This is a genomic window from Streptomyces iranensis, assembly GCF_017874715.1.
GTDB classification, from domain to species: domain Bacteria; phylum Actinomycetota; class Actinomycetes; order Streptomycetales; family Streptomycetaceae; genus Streptomyces; species Streptomyces iranensis.
Window position 1 is genome coordinate 239,298 of record NZ_JAGGLR010000007.1, and the last position, 22,601, is coordinate 261,898.

At 71.4% G+C, this 22,601-nt stretch carries 18 protein-coding genes; 1 reads left to right on the forward strand and 17 read right to left on the reverse strand.

Annotated elements, in window-relative coordinates; all coding sequences use genetic code 11:
- Positions 1 to 3: 3 nt before the first annotated feature.
- The 6 genes from J2Z30_RS14710 to J2Z30_RS14735 all read right to left on the reverse strand — a co-directional run bounded on the left by J2Z30_RS14710 (position 4) and on the right by J2Z30_RS14735 (position 8,135).
- A complete protein-coding gene (locus tag J2Z30_RS14710; RefSeq protein WP_044567902.1) occupies positions 4 to 1,074 on the reverse strand; it encodes a phosphatidylinositol-specific phospholipase C domain-containing protein in 1,071 nt (356 codons plus the stop codon).
- A 214-nt stretch (positions 1,075 to 1,288) separates the two neighbouring features.
- Positions 1,289 to 2,377 (reverse strand): NAD-dependent epimerase/dehydratase family protein, encoded by a 1,089-nt coding sequence (locus J2Z30_RS14715; protein WP_044567903.1) that lies wholly within the window; start codon positions 2,375 to 2,377, stop codon positions 1,289 to 1,291.
- A 141-nt stretch (positions 2,378 to 2,518) separates the two neighbouring features.
- On the reverse strand, positions 2,519 to 4,354 hold the full coding sequence (locus tag J2Z30_RS14720) for a transketolase (RefSeq protein ID WP_044567904.1): 1,836 nt from the start codon (positions 4,352 to 4,354) through the stop codon (positions 2,519 to 2,521).
- Positions 4,355 to 4,371: 17 nt separating this feature from the next.
- Positions 4,372 to 5,697, reverse strand: coding sequence for an NAD(P)/FAD-dependent oxidoreductase (locus tag J2Z30_RS14725; RefSeq protein ID WP_044567905.1), 1,326 nt, complete (start codon positions 5,695 to 5,697; stop codon positions 4,372 to 4,374).
- A 171-nt stretch (positions 5,698 to 5,868) separates the two neighbouring features.
- A complete protein-coding gene (locus tag J2Z30_RS14730) occupies positions 5,869 to 7,080 on the reverse strand; it encodes an FAD-dependent monooxygenase (RefSeq protein WP_044580925.1) in 1,212 nt (403 codons plus the stop codon).
- A 188-nt stretch (positions 7,081 to 7,268) separates the two neighbouring features.
- Positions 7,269 to 8,135, reverse strand: a complete 867-nt coding sequence (locus tag J2Z30_RS14735) for an Fpg/Nei family DNA glycosylase (RefSeq protein WP_044567906.1) — start codon at positions 8,133 to 8,135, stop codon at positions 7,269 to 7,271.
- Between the two features lie 157 nt (positions 8,136 to 8,292).
- Here J2Z30_RS14735 and J2Z30_RS14740 point away from each other — a divergent pair, with 157 nt between their 5' ends.
- Positions 8,293 to 11,118: a peroxidase family protein gene (locus J2Z30_RS14740; RefSeq protein ID WP_078956479.1), complete on the forward strand. Its 2,826-nt coding sequence runs from the start codon at positions 8,293 to 8,295 to the stop codon at positions 11,116 to 11,118.
- Positions 11,119 to 11,261: 143 nt separating this feature from the next.
- Here J2Z30_RS14740 and ccrA read toward each other — a convergent pair whose 3' ends face one another.
- The 11 genes from ccrA to J2Z30_RS14795 all read right to left on the reverse strand — a co-directional run bounded on the left by ccrA (position 11,262) and on the right by J2Z30_RS14795 (position 22,567).
- Entirely contained in the window at positions 11,262 to 12,602 is a 1,341-nt protein-coding gene (gene ccrA, locus J2Z30_RS14745; protein WP_044567907.1) for a crotonyl-CoA carboxylase/reductase, read from the reverse strand.
- A 111-nt stretch (positions 12,603 to 12,713) separates the two neighbouring features.
- Positions 12,714 to 14,123 carry an NDP-hexose 2,3-dehydratase family protein gene (locus tag J2Z30_RS14750; RefSeq protein WP_044580927.1) on the reverse strand — a complete coding sequence of 470 codons (1,410 nt, stop codon included), beginning with the start codon at positions 14,121 to 14,123 and terminating at the stop codon, positions 12,714 to 12,716.
- Entirely contained in the window at positions 14,117 to 15,103 is a 987-nt protein-coding gene (locus tag J2Z30_RS14755) for an aldo/keto reductase (RefSeq protein ID WP_044580928.1), read from the reverse strand. Before J2Z30_RS14755 ends, J2Z30_RS14750 begins: the two co-directional genes overlap by 7 nt.
- Complete coding sequence (locus J2Z30_RS14760) at positions 15,103 to 16,068, reverse strand: NAD-dependent epimerase/dehydratase family protein (RefSeq protein WP_044567908.1); 966 nt, start codon at positions 16,066 to 16,068, stop codon at positions 15,103 to 15,105. The genes J2Z30_RS14755 and J2Z30_RS14760 overlap by 1 nt, the downstream gene beginning before the upstream one ends.
- Positions 16,069 to 16,160: 92 nt before the next feature.
- Positions 16,161 to 16,829 carry a response regulator gene (locus J2Z30_RS14765; RefSeq protein ID WP_044567909.1) on the reverse strand — a complete coding sequence of 223 codons (669 nt, stop codon included), beginning with the start codon at positions 16,827 to 16,829 and terminating at the stop codon, positions 16,161 to 16,163.
- Positions 16,826 to 18,088: a sensor histidine kinase gene (locus J2Z30_RS51340; protein ID WP_044567910.1), complete on the reverse strand. Its 1,263-nt coding sequence runs from the start codon at positions 18,086 to 18,088 to the stop codon at positions 16,826 to 16,828. Before J2Z30_RS51340 ends, J2Z30_RS14765 begins: the two co-directional genes overlap by 4 nt.
- A 1-nt stretch (position 18,089) precedes the next feature.
- Positions 18,090 to 18,827: an ABC transporter permease gene (locus tag J2Z30_RS14775; RefSeq protein WP_037962594.1), complete on the reverse strand. Its 738-nt coding sequence runs from the start codon at positions 18,825 to 18,827 to the stop codon at positions 18,090 to 18,092.
- A gap of 22 nt (positions 18,828 to 18,849) precedes the next feature.
- Positions 18,850 to 19,764, reverse strand: a complete 915-nt coding sequence (locus tag J2Z30_RS14780) for an ABC transporter ATP-binding protein (protein ID WP_044567911.1) — start codon at positions 19,762 to 19,764, stop codon at positions 18,850 to 18,852.
- Between the two features lie 162 nt (positions 19,765 to 19,926).
- Positions 19,927 to 20,517 carry a dTDP-4-dehydrorhamnose 3,5-epimerase family protein gene (locus J2Z30_RS14785; RefSeq protein ID WP_044567912.1) on the reverse strand — a complete coding sequence of 197 codons (591 nt, stop codon included), beginning with the start codon at positions 20,515 to 20,517 and terminating at the stop codon, positions 19,927 to 19,929.
- Positions 20,514 to 21,746 carry an activator-dependent family glycosyltransferase gene (locus J2Z30_RS14790; RefSeq protein ID WP_209468678.1) on the reverse strand — a complete coding sequence of 411 codons (1,233 nt, stop codon included), beginning with the start codon at positions 21,744 to 21,746 and terminating at the stop codon, positions 20,514 to 20,516. Before J2Z30_RS14790 ends, J2Z30_RS14785 begins: the two co-directional genes overlap by 4 nt.
- 35 nt (positions 21,747 to 21,781) lie before the next feature.
- Positions 21,782 to 22,567, reverse strand: coding sequence for a thioesterase II family protein (locus tag J2Z30_RS14795; protein ID WP_044567914.1), 786 nt, complete (start codon positions 22,565 to 22,567; stop codon positions 21,782 to 21,784).
- Between the last annotated feature and the right edge of the window lie 34 nt (positions 22,568 to 22,601).

Below are 22,601 nucleotides of genomic sequence, written 5' to 3' on the forward strand. Positions count from 1 at the left end.
GGCTCAGCCACGGGGCACGACAGTGGACAGCACGGACGGCAGCGGATACCAGTCGGCGGTCGCGAAGCTGGCGTGGCGGGCGGCGAGTTGGGATACCCGGTCCCGGGCCTGGGGCTCGGTGGGGTTGGTGCCGTCGATCGGGGGCGCCACGTTGTGTGCGTCCGTCATGATCAGCAGGTAGTGGCGGTCGTCGTACCAGGCGGTGTCGATGCCGCTGGTGACATACGTGGACGCGTCCCCGTCGAAGAGCACGAACCAGGGCCGGAGGGCGGCGTCGGTGTAGCGGGTGCGCGGGTCGCCCGAGGCGGCGCCGTGGACGGCGGGGAAGGCGGCGGCCTGGCCGAGCTTCCCGGCGGCGGACAGGTCCCGCAGATGGGTGGCGTACTCGCGGTCGGTCCACAGCGTGTCGAGGGGGTTGTTCTCCTCGACCGTGCCCGGTATCAGCTCGATGATGAACTTGCCCGCGAGTGCCGAGCGGGACGGCCAGCCGCCCGCCTGAACCGCCTCGTCGAGGGTGGCATGGCCGCCCACCACATCCGCCGGGCGCAGCGCCGCGTCGCCCAGGGTGGCGCCGAGGAGGGCGTCGAGGTCGGCCGGGCCGCGGCCCTTCTTGCCGTTGAAGCCGTCCTTCATCTCCACCTTGACGAGGATGGGACGGTGCCCCGGATGGGCCTGGTGCCAGGCCCGCATGTCGGCGAGGCAGCCGGTCAGGCTCTGGTCGCGGGGCTTGGTGCGCAGCTCGTCCGGGCCCGCCGCGTTCTCGCAGTTGTTGTCGTTGCCGAGCGGGTTGGAGTGCGAGACGCGCCAGCCGGAGCCGAAGGCGTTGGTCCACACATCGAGTTCCAGGAGCGAGGCTCCGGAGTCCAGCGCGTCCGCGAAGTAGGGGTACTTGGCCTCCTCGTAGGCGTTGTGTACCCCCACCGAGGTGGTGGCGGAATAGGACGGATCGTCCGCGGGGGCGGCGGGCCGGGCCTTCGCCGGTGCCGTCAGACACAGTGCGGCGGCCGCCGCGGCGACCGCCACCGTTCCCGTGCGCCGGGCATGACCGCGCGCCGGACTCCCCACCCTGCCCATGTGTCCCCACCCTCGTCGATGTCCCGACCAACTGGGCAGCAGCGTACGGGAGTCGCGTCACGGGTTACGAGGGGTCAGGGGTCAGGGGTCAGGGGTCACAGCGGTACGGGCCCGGCGGCGTGCTGCCGTCGAGCCCGTCTCATGTGCCGCGTCTCACACGGCTGGGGGTCGTTCAGGGGGCGGCCCTGTCAGCGCCGCCCCACACCGGTCGTCGTCAGGGCCGCTCCCCCACGCCGGTCGTCGCGGCCTCGCGCGCGTGTCCGCCGGGCAGCTTGGGGGCCAGCGGCGCGGTCTGGTCCATACCGGTGCCGCGCCGCAACCCGGTGAGGAACTCCCGGAGGGTCTCGACGGCGGTGTGCCGGGGCCGCCAGCCCAGTTCCTCCTGGGCGCGGGTGGTGTCCATCAGCGGGAGCCGCAGGGCGGCGTCGAACAGCTGGGGCGAGGGCGGCAGCAGATGCAGATGCCAGGCCGTGGCCATGGCCGAGCGGGCGGCGAAGCGCGGGATCCGCATCGTCCGCGCGTCGAGCAGCCCGGCCAGCGTCTCGCCGTCCACCGGCGGTTCGGCCGCGAGGTTGAAGGCGCCGCGCACCTGACGGCCGAGCGCCAGCCGGTACGCCTCGGCGGCGTCGTCGGTGTGCAGGACCTGGAGCCGCAGTCCGGGCAGGTCGAAGACGGCGGGCAGGAAGGTGGAGCGGACCAACCGCCGGGGCAGGAACGGGCCCATGAACAGCCGGCGCTGCTCGGCCGCCGCCTCCTCCTTGAAGAGGAAGCCGGGTCGCATCCGCACCACCCGGACCTGCGGATGCTCCCGTTCGAAGGCGTCGAGCATCCGCTCCACATACGCCTTCTCCCGGCAGTACGCGGCCTCCGGCCAGCCGTCGGTGGGCCAAGACTCGTCCACCGGGCGGCCGTCCTCGGGGCCGGGCGAGTAGGCGCCCACCGAGGAGGCGTACACCAGCACCGGCACCTCGGCCCGCGCCACCGCCTCGAAGACCCGCTTGCTGCCGAGGACATTGGTGTCCCAGGTGACGGCGGGCCGGTGACTGGGCTGGATCAGCCAGGCGAGGTGGATGACCGCGTCGGCGCCCTCGAAGTGCCGTACGAGGCCGGCCTCCTCACCGGCGTCCCGCCCGATGTCCGCGCGTACCCAGGTGGTCTTCGGCGGCGACCAGCTGGGCACCCTGCGGGCGACGCCCACGATCGATTCGACGTCCGTGGCCTCGCCGAGCGCGCGGACGACGCTCGTACCGGCGTTGCCGGTGGCCCCGACCACCACCACGCGCATTCCGTGCTTGACACCCATGTGTCCGCTCCTTCCGGCAGCGTCGTGTCCTCAGCCGTCCCGGTCTCAGCCCTGGTCCCGGCCCTGATCCCGGCCCTGGTTTTGGCCCTGGTTCCGGCCCTGGCCCCGGTTCCGGTTCCGGCCCCGGTTCCGGCCCTGGTTTCAGCCCTTGCCGATCAGCTGCCGCGCGGCCGTGACGATCGCGTCCGCGTCGATTCCCGCGTCGCTCAGCTGCTCTTCGGGGGTCGCGGAGGCGGGCATCATGCGCACCGCGAGCCGGATCATCCGGGGCACCGGACGTCCGTCGCCGAACGCCTCGAGCACCGCGTCGCCCAGTCCGCCCTCGGGGTGGTGGTCCTCCACGGTGACCAGCCGGCCCGTCGCCTCGGCGGCGGCGCGCAGTGTCTCGACGTCCACCGGCTTGAGCGAGTACAGATCGATGACGCGGGCCGGGATGCCCTCCTGGGCGAGCCGGTCGGCGGCCTCGATGGCCTCGTGCAGGGTGACCCCCGCGCCGACCAGGGTGACCCGGTCGTCGTCGCCGGCGCGCACCACCTTGGAGCCGCCGATGGGGAAGCTCTCGGTGGGCGGGTAGATGACCGGCGTTCCGCTGCGGGTGGTGCGCAGATAGCGGACCCCGGACTGCTCCGCCATGGCCGCGGTCAGCTGGGCGGTCTGGTTGGCGTCGCACGGGTAGAGCACCGTGCTGCCGTGCACCGCCCGCATGGCGGCCAGGTCCTCCAGGCCCATCTGCGAGGGTCCGTCCTCACCGATGGCCACCCCGGCGTGGGAGCCGATGAGATTGAGGTCGGCGTCGCTGACGGCGGCCATCCGGATGAAGTCGTAGGCCCGGGTGAAGAAGGCCGCGAAGGTGGAGACGTACGGGTTCCAGCCGCGGGTCTGCATGCCGACGGCCGCGGCCACCAGCTGCTGCTCGGCGATGAAGAACTCGAAGTACCGCTCGGGGTGTTCCTTGTGGAAGTACTCCAGGCGGGTGGAGTCGCCCACCTCGCCGTCGAGCGCCACCACATCGCCGCGGGCGGTGCCGACGGCGGCCACCGCCTCGCCGAACGCGTCACGGCTGGCCACCGAGTCGCCGGTGTTGTAGCGCGGCAGCGCCAGCGGGCCCTCGGACGCGGGCCGGGTGGGGGTCACCGAGGGCGGGCCGAGCACCGGTACGGCCATGTTGCGTACGCCGCCGAGCTCGGCGATGGCCTCGTCCGCGTTCTTCAGCGGCTTGCCGTGCATGCCCTCGCGGTTCTCCACCGAGGCCACGCCACGGCCCTTCATGGTGCGGGCGATGATGGCGGTGGGGCGGCCGACGGTGGACGTCGCCTCGGCGTAGGCGCGGTCGATGGCCTCGATGTCATGGCCGTCGATCTCGATGGTGTGCCAGTCGAAGGCGCGGATGCGCCGGGCGTAGGCGTCCAGGTCCCATTCGTGGCGGGTGGGCCCGCGCTGGCCGAGCCGGTTCACATCGATGATGGCGGTGAGGTTGTCCAGCCGCTCGTAGCCCGCGTGCTCGAACGCCTCCCACATCGACCCCTCGGCCATCTCGCTGTCGCCGCACAGCACCCAGACGCGGTAGGGCACATGGTCCAGCCGCTTGCCGCTCATCGCGGTGCCCACGCCGTACGGCAGACCCTGCCCGAGCGATCCGGTGGCCACGTCCACCCACGGCAGCCGGGGGGTGGGGTGGCCCTCCAGCCTGCTGCCGCGCTTGCGGAAGGTGATGAACTCCTCGTCGCGGAGGGCCCCGGCCGCCTTGTACACCGAGTAGAGCAGCGGCGAGGCATGGCCCTTGGAGAAGATCAGGTGGTCATTGCCCGGGTGGTCGGGCTGCTCGAAGTCATAGCGCAGATGGTTTCCCATCAGGACGGCCAACAGGTCCGCCGCCGACATCGACGACGTGGGGTGGCCGGACCCGGCGGCCGCGGCGGCACGCACCGAGTCCACACGGAGCTGCTGCCCGAGCTCGCTGAGTTGTTCGTGTCGCATTGTTCTCCTTCCAGGTTTCACCGTCGGTCAGCGGCCGCCCGAGCGGTCTGCGCGACTTCGGGCGACTCGGTGTCCAGTGGCACCGCCCAGGGCGGGACCATCCCGAGCTGTACCCCCTGGCGTGGCAGCACCGCGTCGAGCAGCCAGTCGGCGGCGACCCGGACCCGGTTCCCCGGCATCGCCATCAGGTGGTAGCCGCGGGTGACCGCGTTGGCGATCGGGCCGGACAGCGGGATGTGCAGCGGGTCCGCGGCGGCCTGCACCCCGCCGAGGTCGACGGTGAACCCGAGGTCGTGGTGTTTGTACGGCTTGGCGGTGCCGCGCCCGAGGGTCGCCAGGACGTTGTGGCCCGCGACCTTGCCCTGCCGCTGGGCGTGCTGCGCGGTCATCGCGGTGAACTGGCCCGGCCGGGTCAGATCGGGTACCGCGGCGGCGTCCCCGCAGGCCAGCACGTCGGGATAGCCGGGCACGGCCAGATACTGGTCGACCCTCAGCCGGCCGCGTTCGGTCGGCAGCCCGAGCTGCTCCACCAGCGGGTCGGGGCGCACCCCGACACACCAGATCAGCGACCGGGTGTCGACGAACTCGCCGTTGTCCAGCAGCACGCCCTCCGAGGTGGCCTCCTTGACGCTGGTGCCGGTGCGGACCTCGACACCTCGTTTGCGCAGCACCCGGTCGGCCGTGCGGGACAGCTTCCTGTCCAGCTCGGGAAGGACCCGGGGGGCGATGTCGAGCAGCATCCAGCGGGGCCGCGGCGCGTCGCGGAGCGAGGTGTTCCGCCGCGCGAGCGAATCGGTGAAGAGCACCCCGTGGGCGGCCACCTCGGTGCCGGTGTAACCGGCGCCGACCACCACGAAGGTGCGGCGGGCCGCCCGCTCCCGGGGGTCGGCGGCGGTGCCGGACATCTCCATCTGCCGGGTCATGTGGTCGCGCAGGTAGAGCGCCTCGGGCATACCGCGGAAGCCGTGGGCGTGCTCGGCCACACCGGGGATCGGCAGCAGCTTGTTGACGCTGCCCACGGAGAGGACGAGCCGGTCGTAGTCCATCTCGCCGGACCGTCCGTCCGGGTCCCGCCAGGAGACCTTGCGGGCGTCCAGGTCGACGCCGTGGACCTCGCCCAGCACCAGCCGGACGTGCGGCAGGGTGCCGGTGAGGGAGACCGAGACCCGCCGGGGTTCCAGGACCCCGGCCGCCACTTCGGGCAGCAGGGGCAGATACAGGAAGTAGTCGTTGGGATTGATCAGGACGATGTCCGCCGCGCCGCGCAGGGTGCGGGAGAGCGTACGGGCGGCCTGATAACCGGCGAATCCGGCACCGACGATCACTATGCGTACTGGGCTCACACGAATCTCCCGGGCATACGGGGCCAGGGAGCTCCAAGTGCCCGTGAGAGTCCGGACCAAACGTGGGGCCCGGTCGGCCCCGCCCCCGGGGCCGTGTTCCGGGGGCGGTTCCCGGTCATAGGCGGTGCGTGGACCCCAGAGGCGGCGCGTACGTCAGCGGCGGCGCGTACGTCAGCGGCGTCGGAGGGCCGTCTGCGCGTCGATCCGCTCGTCCCAGTCGATGCGGTAGCCGGTCAGCCAGTCCGAGGAGCCGTCGCCCGCCCGGTCCAGCTTGCGCGGCATGGTGACATCGCGCAGGGCACGTGCCACGGGCCCCGGTGCCGTGCGGCGGGCCATGCCCGCGCTGGCCGCGGCGACCTTCTCGACCCGTTCCCGGCGCAGCGCCTCGTACGCGGCGAAGGCCGATTGGGGCGTACGCAGATCGCGCAGGCATTTGGCGAGTACGACACCGTCCTCGATGGCCATCGAGGCGCCCTGTGCGGCGTTGGGCGCGCAGGCGTGCGCGGCGTCGCCGACGATGACCATGGCCTCCTCGGACCAGGTGGGGGTGGAGACGATGTCGTAGGCGGCGGTGGCCACGATGGTGTCGCCGGTGGCGCGCACCAGGTCGGCGGCGGGGGTGTTGTCCTCGGCGAACAGCGTCAGCAGCCGCTCCCGCCACTGCTCGGAGGTGACGGCGGCGAGCTCGGCCTTGGACATCTCCTCGGCCGGGGCGTTGCAGAACCACCAGACCTCGCCGTCCGGGGCGGTGGTGCAGCCGAAGAACGCCTGCTTGCCGAAGATCATCGTGTAGGCGTCGGGGTCCGGGGGCGAGTCGGCGTCGCGGGTGTAGCCGCAGACGGTGTGCTGTCCGGTGTAGCGGGGCCGGGGCGCGGCCGCGTCGATGAGCCTGCGGACGAGCGAGTGGATGCCGTCGGCGCCGATCAGCATGTCGCCCACGGCACGGCCGCCGTCGGCGAAGGAGCCGACGATCCGGCCGTCGGGGCTGGTGTGGGCGGCGAGCAGCCGCTTGCCGCCCTCGACGCGCACTCCGCGGCGCACCGCCTCCTCACGCAGCACCCGGGCGAGGGTGGCGCGTTTGAGTGTCACGGAGCCGAGGCCACCGTCCTGCGATCCGGACATGGGGCGGTTGCCGAGCCGCTTGCCGGTGTTGCTGATGAAGTCGACGCGGCCGGCCGGGAAGGAGTTCTTCAGCACGGGTTCATGGGCGTCGATGGTGCGCAGTGCCTCCAGGCCGTTGGCGGCGACGACGAGGAACGCGCCGGCGTCGACGGCGTCCGTGGGGTACGTCTCGTAGACGACCGCGTCGATACCGGCTTTCCGCAGGGCCATCGCGGTCACCGTGCCGGCGATGCCGCCACCGATGATCAGGGCTGTGGTCATGGTGCTCCGTGACGTGGCGTGGGGTGTCGTGTCGTGGGATTGCGACAGCACCATATGGCGGCGCGGAGCTCCCCGGGTCAAGAGCGGCACTTCAACTAACGGGCGCCGGGCGGCATTTGGGGCGGAACCCGGCAGGTACGCCACTTGAGCAGCCACTTGAGCACCTATTTGAGCAGCCGCTTGAGCAGCTATTTGAGCAGCCTGGACATCCTCCGGTCGGCGAGCGGCTTGCCGCCGGTCTGGCAGGTGGGGCAGTACTGCAGCGCGGAGTCGCGGAAGGACACCTCGCGGACGGTGTCCCCGCACACCGGGCACGGCTGCCCGGCGCGGCCGTGCACCCGCATACCGCCGCGCTTCTCCCCCTTGAGGTCGGTGGCGGCCAGGCCGCGGGAGCGCTCGACGGCGGAGCGCAGCGTGGTGCCCATCGCCTCGTACACCCCGGCGATCTCCGCTTCGGTGAGGTCCGAGGCGAGCCGGTAGGGCGACATCCGGGCGGCGTGCAGGATCTCGTCGGAGTAGGCGTTGCCGATCCCGGCGATGACGCTCTGGTCGCGCAGCACTCCCTTGATCCGGTGGCGCACGCCGCGCAGCAGACCGGCGAACGCCTCCAGGGTGAAGGAGTCGTCCAGCGGGTCCGGGCCCAGCCGGGCGATCCCGGGGACCTCCTGGGGGTCACCGACCACGTACACCGCGAGCCCCTTGCGCGTCCCGGCCTCGGTGAGGTCGAAGCCGCTACGCTCCGGCCCGGCCAGGAGCAGCCGCAGCGCGAGGGGGCCCTTGCCGGGCCGGGGCGGGGCCTCGGGGAGTCCGTCCCGCCAGCGCAGCCAGCCCGCCTTCGCGAGGTGGACCACCAGATGCGGGCCGTCGGTGGCCAGGTCGAGGAACTTGCCGTGGCGGGCCACCGCCGTGACGGCGCGGCCTTCGAGAGCGCTCGGCGGCGGGTCGTAGGTCTTCAGGACGCTCACCGCGACGGGGAGGACGCGGGCGATCTCCTGGCCGACGGCGCGCTCGGCCAGGATCGCGCTGAGGGCCTCCACCTCGGGCAGCTCCGGCATGCCACCAGTGTGCCGCAGGCCGGAACGGAACCACCCGGGGCGGCCCGGGTGACCGATTCCCCCCGGTGCACCACTCCGGGCTGCGGCCTCGCACACCCTCCCTTAGCGTCTCATTTGTTCCCTATCGTCCCTGCCTGCCCCGTACGGAGCGTTCCCCATGGTCGACACCGGACAGCGGTCCGTACGCAGCGAGGCGGCACGCGAAGGCGAGGCGGCGCGCGTGGGCGGGACGGCACGCCTGGGCGAGACGGCACGGCACGAGGTGGCGGGCGGGACGGCAGGCGCGGCGTACGAGGGCTATGAGGCGTACGAGGGCGGCAGCCCCGAGGCCGAGTGGCTGCGCTTCCAGAAGCTGACACACGAGCTGATGCGAATGCGGCGGTACTCCGACGGCACCGACGGCACCGACGGCACCGACGGCCCGGTCGCCCCGCGGCCGCCGCGCGCCCTCCACGGCGCGGCGGCGCTGGGCGTGGAGAACGCCCGGCTGCGGTTCCGTGACGACCTTCCGCCGGAGCTGTGCGTGGGATACGCCCGGCCGGGCGCCGAGTACCCGGCCGTGGTGCGGCTGTCCAGCGCGAGCGGCTCCGAGGGGTACGGCGCCACCCCCGATCTGCGCCGGCTGACGGTGCGGGTCCAGGCCGGTCCGGAGGAGACCCACGATCTGCTGGCCACCAGCTTCCCGGTGTCCCACGCCGCCGACGCGCACGAGTTCGTCGCCTTCGCCAAGGCCACGGCGGGCGCCGGGAGCACCGTGGAGAAGGCGTTCGGGCTCTTCGTCCGGCTGCCGCTGGCCGTCGGCTGGGCCACCGCCGACCGGATGCGCCGCAACATGCGGATCGCCACCCGCCACACGGTGGGCTCGCTGGCCCGCGAGACCTTCTGGAGCCGGGGCGCGATCCTGTGGGGCCCGGCCGGTCCGGTGCGCTACCAGCTGCGGCCGGCGCCCGGCGGTACCCCCGCTCCCCCGCCCGACGGCGGCGACCCCGACTATCTCCACCGTGAGCTGGCGACGCGGCTGTCCACCGGCGACATCGCCTTCGAGCTGTGTGTGCAGCGCTATCTGGACGACCGCCGCACCCCCGTCGAGGACGGTTCGGTGGAGTGGCGGGAGAGCGACGCGCCGGTCGTCCCGGTCGCGGTGCTCACCGTGCCGTGCCAGGACCTGGACAGCGCCCCTGCCCGGTCGGCGGCCCGCCGGGTCGAACAGCTGGCGTTCAACCCCTGGCACACCACCGAGGAGTTCCGGCCGCTCGGCAACCTCAACCGGGCCCGCAAGGCCGCGTACGAGGCCGCCGCGGCGCACCGGCTCGGCCTGCCCTTCCCCGCCGCCGAGCAGCGGCCGACCGCGCTGCTGCCCGTCCCGGTGCGCGCCGCCCTCGACCTGCCGGTGCGGGCGGCATTCGACCTGGTGGACCGCTGTGTGCCCTGGCATCGGCTGCCGGCGCCGCTGGGTCTGCTCAATCCGGCCGCGCTGGGCCGGGCACTGCGCCGGCTCGGCCTCGTCGAGGTGGACGACACACCCGAGGCGCCGCAGCGCCCGGCACCGGCCGGGGGGCTCTCCCCGGCACCGGCCGGGGAGAGACCGCGGGTGGCGCGCTCGTACGACGGCCCGACGGGCGATCCCGCCGTGGCGCGGAGGGACGTGGCCGGGGCAGCCTCCGGCCGCAGCCCCGCACCGCTCCACCGGCCCGATCTGATCCATGTGCCCCACCCCGCCACGGTCGCCGGAGAGCTGCTGCACCGGGCGCGCCTCCGGCCCGCCACCTCGCTCAATGTCCTGTTCGCCGCCTGGCTCCACCTCCAGTCCCCCGACTGGGTGGACGGCGCCTGCCACCGGTGGGACGGCTCGCGGATGTACGGCGGCGGCGGGCTGCGCCTGGAGGACGGCCATCTGCCGCTGGGTCCGGGCGGGGTGCCGCCGATCGGCCCGACCAGCGGCTGGTGGCTGGGGCTCAGCGCCATGCACACGCTCTTCGCCCGTGAGCACGACGCGGTCCACGAGGCGCTGCGCCGCACCCATCCGTCGATGAGTGAGGAGTCGGCGCACCACACGGCCCGGCTGGTGGTCTCCGCGCTCATCGCCAAGATCCATACGGTGGAGTGGGTCCCGGCGATCCTCGCCACCGAGCTGAGCGACATCGGCTCGAGGACCAACTGGCAGGGCCCGCCCGCCCATTGGCTGTCCCGGCTCGGCCTGTTGCTGTTCGAGGCGGGCGCGTCGGCGGGCCTCCCCCGTGGCGTACCGGACCATCCCGAGATGCCGTTCGCGCTCGCCGAGGAGTTCATGGCGGTCTACCGGACGCATCCGCTGCTCCCGGACGACGTCGAGCTGTGCGACCACCGTTCCGGGCGGCGCACCCGGGCGCTCGGCTTCGACGAGGTGCGGGGCCCGGCGGCCGAGGCGGTGCTGCGCAAGACGGGGCTCGCCGACACCCTGTACTCCTTCGGCATCGCCCATCCGGGCGCGATCACCCTCAACAACTACCCGCACGCACTGCGCCGTTGCGAGCGGGACGGCGAGATCGTGGATCTGCCGGTGGTGGATCTGGCACGGGCCCGGCGGCGGGGCGTACCCCGGTACAACGACTTCCGGGCCCGGCTCGGCGCCCCCCGGATCCGCTCCTTCGAGGAGCTGTCCCCCGATCCGGACACGGTCGCGCGGCTCGAAGCGGTCTATGGCTCGGTCAGCCAGATCGACACCACGGTGGGGCTGTACGCGGAGAACCCACCCGCGAGGTTCGGCTTCAGCGAGACGGCGTTCCGTGTGCTGCTGCTCATGGCCACCCGGCGGATCCGGAACGACCGCCTCCTGACCGTGGACTTCCGGCCCGAGGTGTATACACGGCTCGGGCTGGACTGGGTTGCGAAGTCCAGCATGGCCTCGGTGATCCTGCGGCACTGCCCGGAGCTGACCGGGCTGCTGCCGCGCGGGGCGAGTCCGTTCGCGCCCTGGCGGCCGGTGGCGCCGTCCCTGTCCTGACCGCCGCACCCGAGCTCTTCGAGCGGACCGCACCCGACTGGACCGGTTTACCGACGCGCTACCGTGTGGCGGTCCACAGGGGACGGACGGCGGGGAGCGGTGGCATGGGCAGCGAGGCCTGTGTACCGCCTCGTTGAACCGGTTCAGTCCTGGCGGAAGCGGTTGATGGCCGGGAGATGGCGCTCGCGCAGCTCCGGGTCGCGTACGCCCAGCCCCTTCTCCGGGGCCAGGCACAGCACGCCGACCTTTCCGGAGTGGCGGTTGCGGTGGACGTCCTGGGTGGCCGTGCCGACCGCCTCGAGCGGATAGACCTTGGAGAGCGTGGGGTGCACCATCCCCTTCTCGATCAGCCGGTTGGCCGCCCACGCCTCCCGGTAGTTGGCGAAGTGGGTGCCGATGATGCGCTTGAGCGCCATCCACAGATAGCGGTTGTCGTACTCATGGCGGTAGCCGGACGTCGAGGCGCAGGTGACGATCGTTCCGCCGCGCCGCGCCACATACACACTGGCGCCGAAGGTCTCCCGGCCGGGGTGCTCCACGACGATGTCCGGGTCGTCGCCGCCGGTCAGTTCGCGGATCCGGGACCCGAAGCGCTTCCACTCCTTGGGGTCGGGCGTGGTCGCGTCCTTCCAGAAGCGATAGCCCTCCTCGGCCCGGTCGATGACCAGCTCGGCCCCCATGGAGCGGACGAGTTCGGCCTTGCGCCGCCCGGAGACCACGCACACCGGTATCGCCCCGCCGTTGACGGCCAGCTGGGTCGCGTACGAGCCGAGGCCACCGGCCGCGCCCCAGATGAGGGTCACATCGCCCTGTTTCATCTGGGCGCCGTTGCGGGAGACGAGCTGCCGGTACGCGGTGGAGTTGACCAGGCCGGAGGACGCGGCCTCCTCCCAGGTGAGGTGGGCGGGCATCGGCATCAGCTGGTTGGCCTTGACCAGCGAGAGCTCGGCGAGCCCGCCGTAGTTGGTCTCGAAGCCCCAGATGCGCTGCTCGGGGTCGAGCATGGAGTCGTCGTGGCCGTCCGGTGAGCGCAGTTCGATGGACAGACAGTGGGCCACCACCCGGTCGCCCGGCTTCCAGTGGCGCACCCCCGGCCCGGTGCGCAGCACCACACCGGCCAGGTCGGAGCCGAGCACGTGGTACGGCTGGTCGTGGCGGGCCGCTCCGGGGTCGTCGGTGCGTGCATAGCGCTCCAGGAAGCCGAAGGTCGGCAGCGGCTCGAAGATGGCGCTCCAGACGGTGTTGTAGTTGATCGCGCTGGCCATGACCGCGATCACCGCCTCGCCCGGACCCGGTTCGGGCGTGGGCACCTCGCGGATGTGGAGCGACTTCTGGGGGTCCTTGTCCTTGGTGGCCATGCCCTGGAACATCTCGGATTCCTCTTTGAGGATCACCGCGCCCCGATAGGACTCGGGAAGGTCCAAGGCGGCGAAGTCGGCGGCCACCGCGTTTTCTGCCAGCACGGCGCTGATGATGTCCTGCATGACTTGTCCTCCGATGTACCGCTCCGGGCACTCTGTGTCCCGGAGGCTATGGCAGCGGCCACGCTCCGAATAACCCCTAGCTCCGCCCAGGTCGCGCCCCTAGGCACCCCCCTATACGGCCAGGGAGTGCAGACAGGCGATGAGCGTGCGGGCCTCGACGTTGACGTAATGGCTGTGGCGGATCAGGTCGAGCAGCTGACGCACGGCCATCCAGCGGTAGTGCGGCGGCTCCTCGGGGACGGCGCTCATCTCCGTCTCCACGACCAGATAGCGGTTGAAGGCGTGGAAGAAGCGGCCGCCCTCCTCGGAGAGCACGGTGTCGAACCGCACCCGCTCGGCCGGCGCCTCCACCACCTCCCTGAGGAACGGCGGCGTGGCCCCCTCGGGCAGCTGGGTGTAGTTGCGCGGGGTGCACTGCACGGTGGGGGCCAGCTCCACCACGTCCGTGTAGCCGGGTTCGGCACGGGCCTGCACCAGCACATGCGGCACCTTGTCGGCGTGGGCCAGCAGAAAGGCCGCCACGCCCGGTCCATGGGGCTCGATCATGGGCTGGGTCCAGCCGCCCACCTCACGGCCGCCCGCCGTCACGTCCACGGCCATCACGCTGAAGAAGCGGCCGCTCTCATGGGAGATGCGGTGGGCGTTGCGGTGCCAGCCGGTGGTCTCCCGAAGCGGTATCCGCTCGGTGAACACCTCGCGCTCGGTGCGCAGTCCGGTGATCCAGCTGAGGATGTCGGCGTCGCGGTGGAGGGTGTGCCGCCCCTGCCGTTCCGGCTCGACGGTCCCGTGTGATCCGGCGGCCGGGAAGGGCTCCTCGGGGTCCGGCGGGGAGTGCGGCAGACAGGCCAGGACGCTGCGCGCGTCCATGTTCACCAGATCCTCCACGGCCAGCAGATGGTGCAACTGGCCCAGTGTCAGCCAGCGGAAGCCGTCGCGCACCTCGACGTCCGTCTCCGACGCCACCTCGACCAGCATGTTGCGGTTGCGCTTGCGGAAGAACCAGCTGCCCTGCTCCGACTGCCGGACGTCGGCGAGCACCCGGTGCCGTTCCGCCCGCCGGAAGTACTCCAGGTACGGCACCGCCCGGCCCTTGTGCACCCGGGTGTAGTTGCTGCGGGTGGCCTGGACGGTGGGCGACAGCTGGAGCCCGCCGTGGTTGCCCGGCTCCATCTTGGCCTGCATCAGGAAGTGCGGTACGCCGTCGAAGTCCTTGACCAGGATGCCCAGGATGCCGATCTCCGGCTGGTGGAGGATCGGCTGGCTCCACTCCTCCACCGGCGCCCCGGGCATCCGCACCCGGATGCCCTCGACGGTGAAGAACCGGCCGGTCTCATGGATGAGGTTGTGGGTGTCCGGCGCGAACTCCCAGCCGCGCAGCGCCTCGAACGGGATGATCTCGATCCGGGACTCGTCGGCGTCGACACGTTCGCGGAACCAGCGCTGGAAGTCGGCGAGCAGGGTCACCGAGCTGTCGACGGTGGTGGCGGAGCGGACCAGCCGCTCCTGGAGCGTGCTCACCACGCCCACGCCTCCGGTCCGGGGCCGCCGTTGCCGATCGGCGGGAACAGCCGGTCCAGTTCGGCCAGCACCTCGTCGGACAGCGTCAGCTCCATGGCCTTGAACGCCCCTTCGAGCTGGTCCAGGCTGCGCGGCCCGATGACCGGCGCGGTGATGCCGGGGCGTCCCATCACCCAGGCAAGACCCACCTCGGCCGGGTCGGCGCCGAGGCCGTCGCACAGCTTCTCGTACGCGGCGACGGCGTCCCGGTGGACCTCCAGCGCCTGGGCGGCCCGGCCCTGGGCGGTCTTCATCGCGGTGCCCTCGGCCAGCTTGCGCAGCGCCCCGCCGAGCAGCCCGCCGTGCAGCGGCGACCAGGCGAGCACCCCGACCCCGTACCGCTGGGCGGCGGGGATCAGCTCCAGTTCGATATGGCGGGTGACGAGGTTGTACACGCTCTGCTCGGAGACGATGCCGAGGAAGTGGCGGCGGGCCGCGGCCTCCTGGGCCTCGGCGATGTGCCAGCCGGCGAAGTTGGACGAGCCGACGTAGCGCACCTTGCCCTGCCGGGTCAGCGTCTCCATCGCCTGCCACACCTCCTCCCACGGGGCGTGGCGGTCGATGTGGTGCATCTGGAACAGGTCGATCCAGTCGGTGCCCATCCGGCGCAGCGAGTCCTCGCAGGAGGCGATGATGTGCCGGGCGGACAGCCCCGAGTCATTGGGCCAGTCGGTCATCGCGTTGAAGACCTTGGTGCCCAGTACGACCTTCTCGCGCCGGCCGCCGCGTTCCGCGAACCAGCCGCCGAGGAACTCCTCGGTGTAGCCCTTGTGCTTCTGCCAGCCGTACTGGTTGGCGGTGTCGATGAAGTTGACCCCGCGGTCCAGGGCGGTGTCCAGGATCGCGTGGCTCTCCTCGTCGCTCGCCCTGACCCCGAGGTTCAAGGTGCCCAGGCACAGTCGGCTCACCTTGAGGGCGGTGCGGCCGAGATAGGTGTACTGCATCAGTGTCCTTCGGTACGGGCCGCCGCGGCAGCCGGTCGGCTCGGGGTGGCGGAGGCGGCCCACAGGTCGTGGAGGGATTCCTCGAGGGCCACCTTCGGCGACCACCCCATGAGCCGCCGGGCGAGGCGGATGTCGGCCTGGGTCCAGCTGCCGCCCTTGCTGTGCACGGCGCCGCTCTCCTCGCGCACCAGACGGTCGGGGACCTGGGAGGCGGCGATCAGCAGCCAGGCCAGTTCGCGCGTGCCGAGGGCGTCGCCCTGCCCGATGTTGAGCACCCGGCCGGTCACCGGGCTGCTCGCGGCCAGCACCACGGCCTCGGCGACATCGCGGACGTCGATGAAGTCGCGCCGGTCGTCGACGAGGGTGACGGCGAGCGGGGTGTCCTCGGTGGTGTGGCGCAGCCGGTGGGCGAGCCCGCCGAGGAAGCTGCCCCGTGGGGTGCCCGGTCCGCAGACGTTGGTGACACGCAGCACGCAGCCGTCGATACGGCCCGCGTCGGCGGCACCGAGGACGATCCGGCTGCCGACGAGCTTGGTGCGGGCGTAGGGGGTACGGGGGGCGGTGGGGTGGTCCTCGGCGATGGCCGTGCCGTCGGGGACGGGGCCGTACTCGTGCACCGAGCCCAGATGGACCAGCCGCGGCCGTCTGGGGAGGGCCGCCACGGCGTCCACCAGCCGGTCCACGAGCGGAATGTGCGAGGCCGTCATGCTCGCCTCGTCGCCCTCCCAGCTGTCGCCCGCGGCATTGACGACGAGATCGGCGGACTGTGCTGCCCGGACGATGTCCTCGCTCGGCGCGGATACCGCGTCAAGTGCCAAAAAGACGACTCCGGGAATGGGTTCGGCGGATTTTCTCGCGATTGCCAGGACTTCATATCCGTGCTTGGCGAGAGCTCTGCAGATATGTCGCCCGATGAATCCGGTGCCGCCGATGACAACGGCCTGCCGATCTCGGATGTGGCCCATATCGCCACCGTATTGGCGCCGCTTCGAGCGGAACAACCCCTACCCTCGCCCACCCCTATCGGGCACCCCTATCACGGCCCCGACCTGCGGTGTCATTCGAATAGATGTCGTTTATGAGCCTCGCTGACCGCTGCCGCGCGATCCTTCACCCCGAGTTTTTCGTAGACATGCAGAAGATGCGTCTTCACGGTCGCCTGGCTGATGAACAATGCCGCCGCGGCCTGTCGATTCGTGGCCCCATCCGCGATAAGCCGGAGCACTTGGAGTTCACGGTCGCTCAGCGGGCCCTGGGTGGGTTTGCGGACCTGGCCGAGAACGCGTCCGGTCACCGCGGGCGAGAGGACGGACTGGCCCGAGGAGGCGGACCGCACGGCGCGGGTCAGCTCCTCGCGCGGGGTGTCCTTGAGGAGATAGCCGGTCGCCCCGGCGGCCAGCGCGCCCATCACGTCGCTGTCGGTGTCGTAGGTGGTCAGCACCAGGATCCGGGCCTCCGGGTCGCCGCGCAGCAGCCGTTTGATGGCCTCCACCCCGCCCATCCGGGGCATGCGCAGATCCATCAGGATCACATCGGCCGGCTGCCGCTCGTACAGTTCGACTGCCTCGGCACCGTCACCGGCCTCGCCGATCACCGTGAAGTCGGGGTCCCGCTCCAGCACCCCGCGCAGCCCGTCGCGGACCACCGGGTGGTCGTCGACGATGAGGATACGGATGGGGCTGGGGCTGGGGCCGGGAGTGTCGGCGCCAATGGTGTTTCCGCTCATGCACCGGCTTCCTGGGGGATCACGGGGACGGCCGCGCTGATGGCGGTGCCCTCGCCACGGGCGCTTTCGATGTCCAACGTACCGGCGACCCGGCCCAGCCGGCGCCGCATCGCCACCAGCCCGAGGCCGTGGCCGCCGGAGGTGCCCGCCTCGGCCTCCGCGGCCGCGGGGTCGAATCCGACGCCGTCGTCGAGTACGTCGAGGACCACCACGTCCTCCATGTACGACAGGGTGATGCCCACCTTCGACGCCCCGGCGTGCTTGGCGATGTTGGCGAGGGCCTCCTGTGCCACCCGGTAGAGCGTGGCCTCCAGTTCGGCGTGGAGGGGGATGGCGGTCCCGGTCGTCGCGAACGCGACCTTCGGCTCCCGCTCCTGTGACCAGCCCTCGACCAGCGACTCCAGGGCGTCCGGCAGGGTCCGGGACTCCAGTTGCTCGGGGCGGAGCGCCTGGACCGAACGGCGCGCCTCGGCGAGGCTGTCCCGGGCCAGATCCTTGGCGGCGACGAGATGGCGGCGCCACACCTGGCGGTCGCCCTCGGCGTGTTCGGCGGCCTCCAGCTGCCGGATGATACCGGCCAGCCCCTGGGCGAGGGTGTCATGGATCTCCCCCGCCATCCGCTGACGTTCGTCGAGCACCCCCGCCTCACGCGCCTGGGTGATCAGCTGGGCGTGGAGTCCGGCGTTCTCGGCGAGCGCGGAGCGGAGCTCGGCCACGGTCCGTTTGCGCCGCTGATGCTGTTCGTTGAGCCGACTCGACAGCAGGTTGATCCAGCCGATCACCACGGTCTGGAAGACGATGGCGGCGAGATAGCCGACCACCGCGCCGGTCGTGGGCCGCGGGAAGCCGTCCGGCACGGTGTTGACGACGAACGAGGTGGCCGCCACGGACACCAGCGCCCAGACGGTCGGCAGCAGCACCAGCGCCTGGAGGAACCCGGTGGCGGCGAACAGCATGAACACCTGGTCCCGCGCCATCAGCGCGGCGGAGAGTGCGAGCAGCCCGGCGAAGTAGACGGCCGTGCGCGCCATGCCGTACGGCTGTCTGCTGCGGCGGCCCGTGGGCAGGGTGTAGGTGCCCAGGATCCAGACGGCGGCCACGGCCGCGAGGCCGAGCGTGGTGAGCAGCCGCCGGGCCGGTGGCGGGCCGTGGACCAGGCTCAGGACCGTGGACAGAAACAGCAGAAGGTAGGGCAGCCCTCCGAACAGGATGTCGGAGTGCCGCTCCCACCGTCCGCCGTCGTCCTTGGACGCGCTCACCTCACTCCCAGCGGAACAGCTTGGCCGCGGCCGCGGTGGCGGCCACCGCGATCACTCCGAGGACGGTCAGGTGCAGCGTCTGCGGCCACTGGTTCTCCCAGGAGTCGCGCAGCGCCTGGAGCGCGGCACCCAGTGGCGTGTAGTCGCCGATGGTGGACACAGTCTCCGGCAGATCCTCCTTGGGGAGGAAGGCGCCGCCGAAGAAGAGGCTGGGGAAGAGCAGCGACAGGCCCATCGCGGTGGCCGACTTGCTGCTCGGCGCCACGGCCGCGATCACCAGGCCGATGGAGAACAGCGCCCAGGTGCCGAGGACGAAGCTCACCAGGAACGCGGGGACGTCACCGGGCAGTTTGGTGTCGAAGGCGGTCTTGCCGACGATGAGCACCAGCACCGCGGAGACCGCCGCGGTGACCAGGTTGATGAAGAGCTGGGCGAGCAGCAGGTTCCCCGGGTGGATGGGGCTCGCGGCCATGCGCCGCAGGATGCCCTTCTCGCGGTAGGTCGCGAGGGTGGTGGGCAGCAGGTTGAGGGCCAGCATCGTCAGACACAGCGACATGGCCATCGCGGGGACGAACGCGGCCATCGACGCCTTGGTGGCGGCGTCGTCGTCGGACTTGGTGGTGACGAAGTGGAAGATGGCCAGCAGCATGATCGGCAGCGCGATGACGAAGAACACCGCGGTGGGATCGCGCAGGAACAGCTTGCTCTCGACGTAGGTGAGCTTGGTGCGCCCGGACATGGCAGAAGTCTCCTCGGCGGCTTTAGTTGGCGGGCTTGGAGCCGGTCAGGGCGACGAAGGCGTCATCGAGACTCGCCTGCTCCAGGCGGAGTTCGTTCGCCACGATCTGGTTGCGGGCCAGGACGGAGATCACGGCGTAGACGACATTGCCCTTGCCGACCACCGTCACCTGGGACCTGGACCGGGTCACACTGCTCACCTCGGGCAGCGAGGTGAGCAGTTCGTCGTCCATCGGGACGGACGGCTTGAAGCGGATGATCTGCTGCTCATCGACCCGGGACACCAGTCCGGAGGGGGTGTCGAGGGCGACGACCCGGCCGGATTCGATGATGGCGATCCGGTCGCAGAGCCGCTCGGCCTCCTCCATGAAGTGGGTGACCAGCAGTACGGTCACGTCCTGCTCCCGGACCTTCTCGATCAGCTTCCAGGTCTCGCGCCGGGCGTGCGGGTCGAGCGCGGTGGTCAGCTCGTCGAAGACGGCGATCCTGGGCTTGCCGACGAGGGCGAGCGCGATGGACAGCCGCTGCTGCTGGCCGCCGGACAGCGATCCGTACGCCGTGTCGGCCTTGCCGGACAGGCCCCAGTCCTTGATGAGCTCGCGCCAGTCGACGGGGTCGCGGTAGAAGGTGCTGTAGAGCTCGAGCGCCTCCCACACCTTCATCTTGGGGGGCAGTTCGCTCTGCTGGAGCTGGATCCCGATGGACTCGCGCAGCTCGGCGAGGTCCTTGTCCTTCAGCGGGTCCAGCCCCATCACGGAGATCTCGCCGCCGTCGCGCTTGCGCATGCCCTCGATGCACTCCACGGCGGTGGTCTTGCCCGCGCCGTTGGGGCCGAGGATGCCGAAGATCTCACCCTCCTCCACGGAGAAGGACACGTCCTGTACCGCCACGTGATTGCGGTACTCCTTGCGCAGGTTACTGACCTCGATCAGCGGCATCGGCCCGGGTCCTCCTCGCTTGGTTCCTTCACTCTTCCACCGTAGGAAGCGGATATCCCCGGGGGATCGGCCCATCGGCTGCCCACCGGGCTGATCCTCCCTCCACCGACCGGCCGATCGGCCGCATCAACCGATCGGTGGATGGGGGTACGCCGGGCCGGGTCACCGGGCGTGCAGCGCCCGGCAGACCTCGTAGGACGGCAGCAGACCGGCCCGTTCGGCCTCGGCCAGCCCGGGGGCGTTCCGGTCGCGCTCGGAGACCAGGTATTCCAGATCCTTCGGCCAGGGCAGGCCGAGCGCGGGGTCGAAGGGGTCGATCTCGTGCTCGGCGCCCGGGTTGTACTCCTCCGAGTTGAGGTAGGCCGCCACGGTGTCGTCCCGCAGCGCGATGAACGCGTGGCCGAGGCCCTCCTCCAGATACACCGCCCGGTACGTCACGGGGTCAAGCCGCACGCTGTCCCAGTGGCCGAAGGTGGGCGAGCCCACCCGCAAGTCCACCACCACATCGAGGAGTTCGCCGCCGACACAGGTCACCATCTTGGCCTGGCCCGGGGGTACGTCCGCGTAGTGCACCCCGCGGACGGTGCCGCGCCGGGAGACGCTGTGGTGGTTCTGGCCCAGGCGCAGCGGATGGCCGACGGCCGCGCAGAAGGCCGATTCGGTGTAGTGGGCGACGAACGCGCCGCGTTCGTCGCGGTGGACGTCCGGGCTGAACTCGTAGGCGCCGGAGACCGCCAGCTCGCGCACCTTCACCGGCCGTGCTCCACGGTGAGCTTCTCCAGCACCGGCACCACGTCGTGCGGGGTGGGGGTGCGCAGGTTCTCCTCGCGCAGCCGCTCGGCGGTCTCCTTGTACGACGCGTCCTTCAGCAGCCGTTCGACGCTTTCCCGCAGCACCTCGGCGGTCAACTCCGAGGCGTGGACGACGAGTCCGGCACCGGCCTCGTGCAGGCTGGTCCCCTTGTTCCACCAGTCGGCGTAGCGGATGGTGGGGATGAACTGCGGTACGCCGCCCGCCAGTGCGGTGCCCCAGGAGCCGAAGCCGCCGTGGTGGATGAGGACCGCGGCGCCGGGCAGCAGGGCGTGCAGCGGAACGAAGTCGACGATGCGGGTGTTGGCGGGGACCTCCTCCAGCGCCTCGACCTCCTCGGGCGGCAGCGCGGCCACCACGTCGATGTCCATGCTCCCCAGGGTGTCGATCATCTCGGCCACCGGCATGAAGGTGCCGCCCAGGGCGGCCCGTGCGGAGACCCCGGAGGTCAGCACGACCCGCGGCCGCCCGGGGGTCTCGCGCAGCCAGCCGGGGATGTCGGAGGGGCCGTTGTAGGGCAGATAGCGGACCGGGACCCGCCGGAGGGACAGCGGGAGCTGGAGGCTGGTGGGGATCTGGTCGATGGTCCACTGGCCGACCACGACCTCCTCGTCGAAGGTGCGGTCGTAGCGGGCGAGGATGGAGCCGAGCCAGTCGGCCATCGGGTCCTCGCGGCGCTCCTCGGGCTGCTCGGCGAGGCGGGCCAGGAACACCTCGCGCATCTTCGCGTAGATGTCGACGCACCACAGCAGCCGGGCGTGGGCGGCGCCCACGACGCGGGCGGCCACCGGGCCCGCGTAGGTGACCGGGTCCCAGATGACCAGGTCCGGCTGCCAGTGGCGGGCGTAGTCCACCAGCTCGTGCACCATGCAGTCGTTGTAGGTCTGGTACGCGAACATCACGCTGATCTTGAACTTCATCAGCACCTGTTCCCAGGAGTGCTGATCGAGCTCGGGGGTGGACCAGTCGGAGAGCGGGTTCTCCAGCGACTCGCGGTTCTGCGTCAGCATCTCGTGGAGATTGTGGTCCTTGCCGACCGAGACGGCCGTCAGACCGGTGCTCTTGATGGACTCGGTCAGCGCGGGGTTGCTGGCGACATGCACCTCGTGGCCGGCCGCGGCCAGCGACCAGGCGAGCGGGACCATGGTGAACAGGTGTGATTTCTCGGACACCGTCGCGAAAAGGATACGCATCGTCGGTTTCTCTCTCAGTCGATGGGTCGTCGGGTGCGGGCGGTGGCCGCCCGCAGGGTGTCCGTGATGACTCCGGCCACCGCTGCCTTCTGCTCACCCAGGTAGAAGTGGCCGCCGGAGAAGACCTCCAGCCGGAAGGAGCCCGAGGTGTGCTCCCGCCACCCCGCCATTTCCGGGGCGGCGACGCGGACGTCGCTGTCGCCGGCGAGCCCCACGATGTCGCAGGCCAGCCGGGCGCCGGGCCGGTATTCGTAGGTCTCGGCCGCCTTGTAGTCGCTGCGGATGGCGGGCAGGGCCAGCCGCAGCAGTTCGGCGTCGCCGAGGATCCGGGAGTCGGTCCCGCTGACCAGCTGGAGCTCGGCGATCAGCCCGGCGTCGTCGCGCCGGTGGATGCCGAGGCTGCGGTGGTGGGAGGGCGCGGGGCGGCCCGAGGCGAAGAGCGCCACGGGCACGGTCCCCAGCTCTCCTTCGAGCAGTCTGGCCAGCTCGAACCCGACGCTCGCGCCCATGCTGTGGCCGAACAGCGCGATCGGCCGGTGTGCCGTGAGCGGCTTCAGCGCCTCGTAGATCTCGCGCGCCAGCTCGTGGATGTCCTCGATGGGCGCGTCATGGCGGCGGTCCTGCCGCCCCGGGTACTGGACGGCCAGCGCCTCCACGGACGGCGGCAGCAGCTCGGAGATCGGGAAGTAGAAGCTGGCAGCTCCTCCCGCGTGCGGCAGGCAGACCAGACCGACCTCGGCCTCCGGGCGCGGATGGAACCTGCGGAACCACAGGCTCTCATCGGTGACGGGCAACGCCATGATCGTCGTTCCTTATCTGATGCGGGGAGGGCGC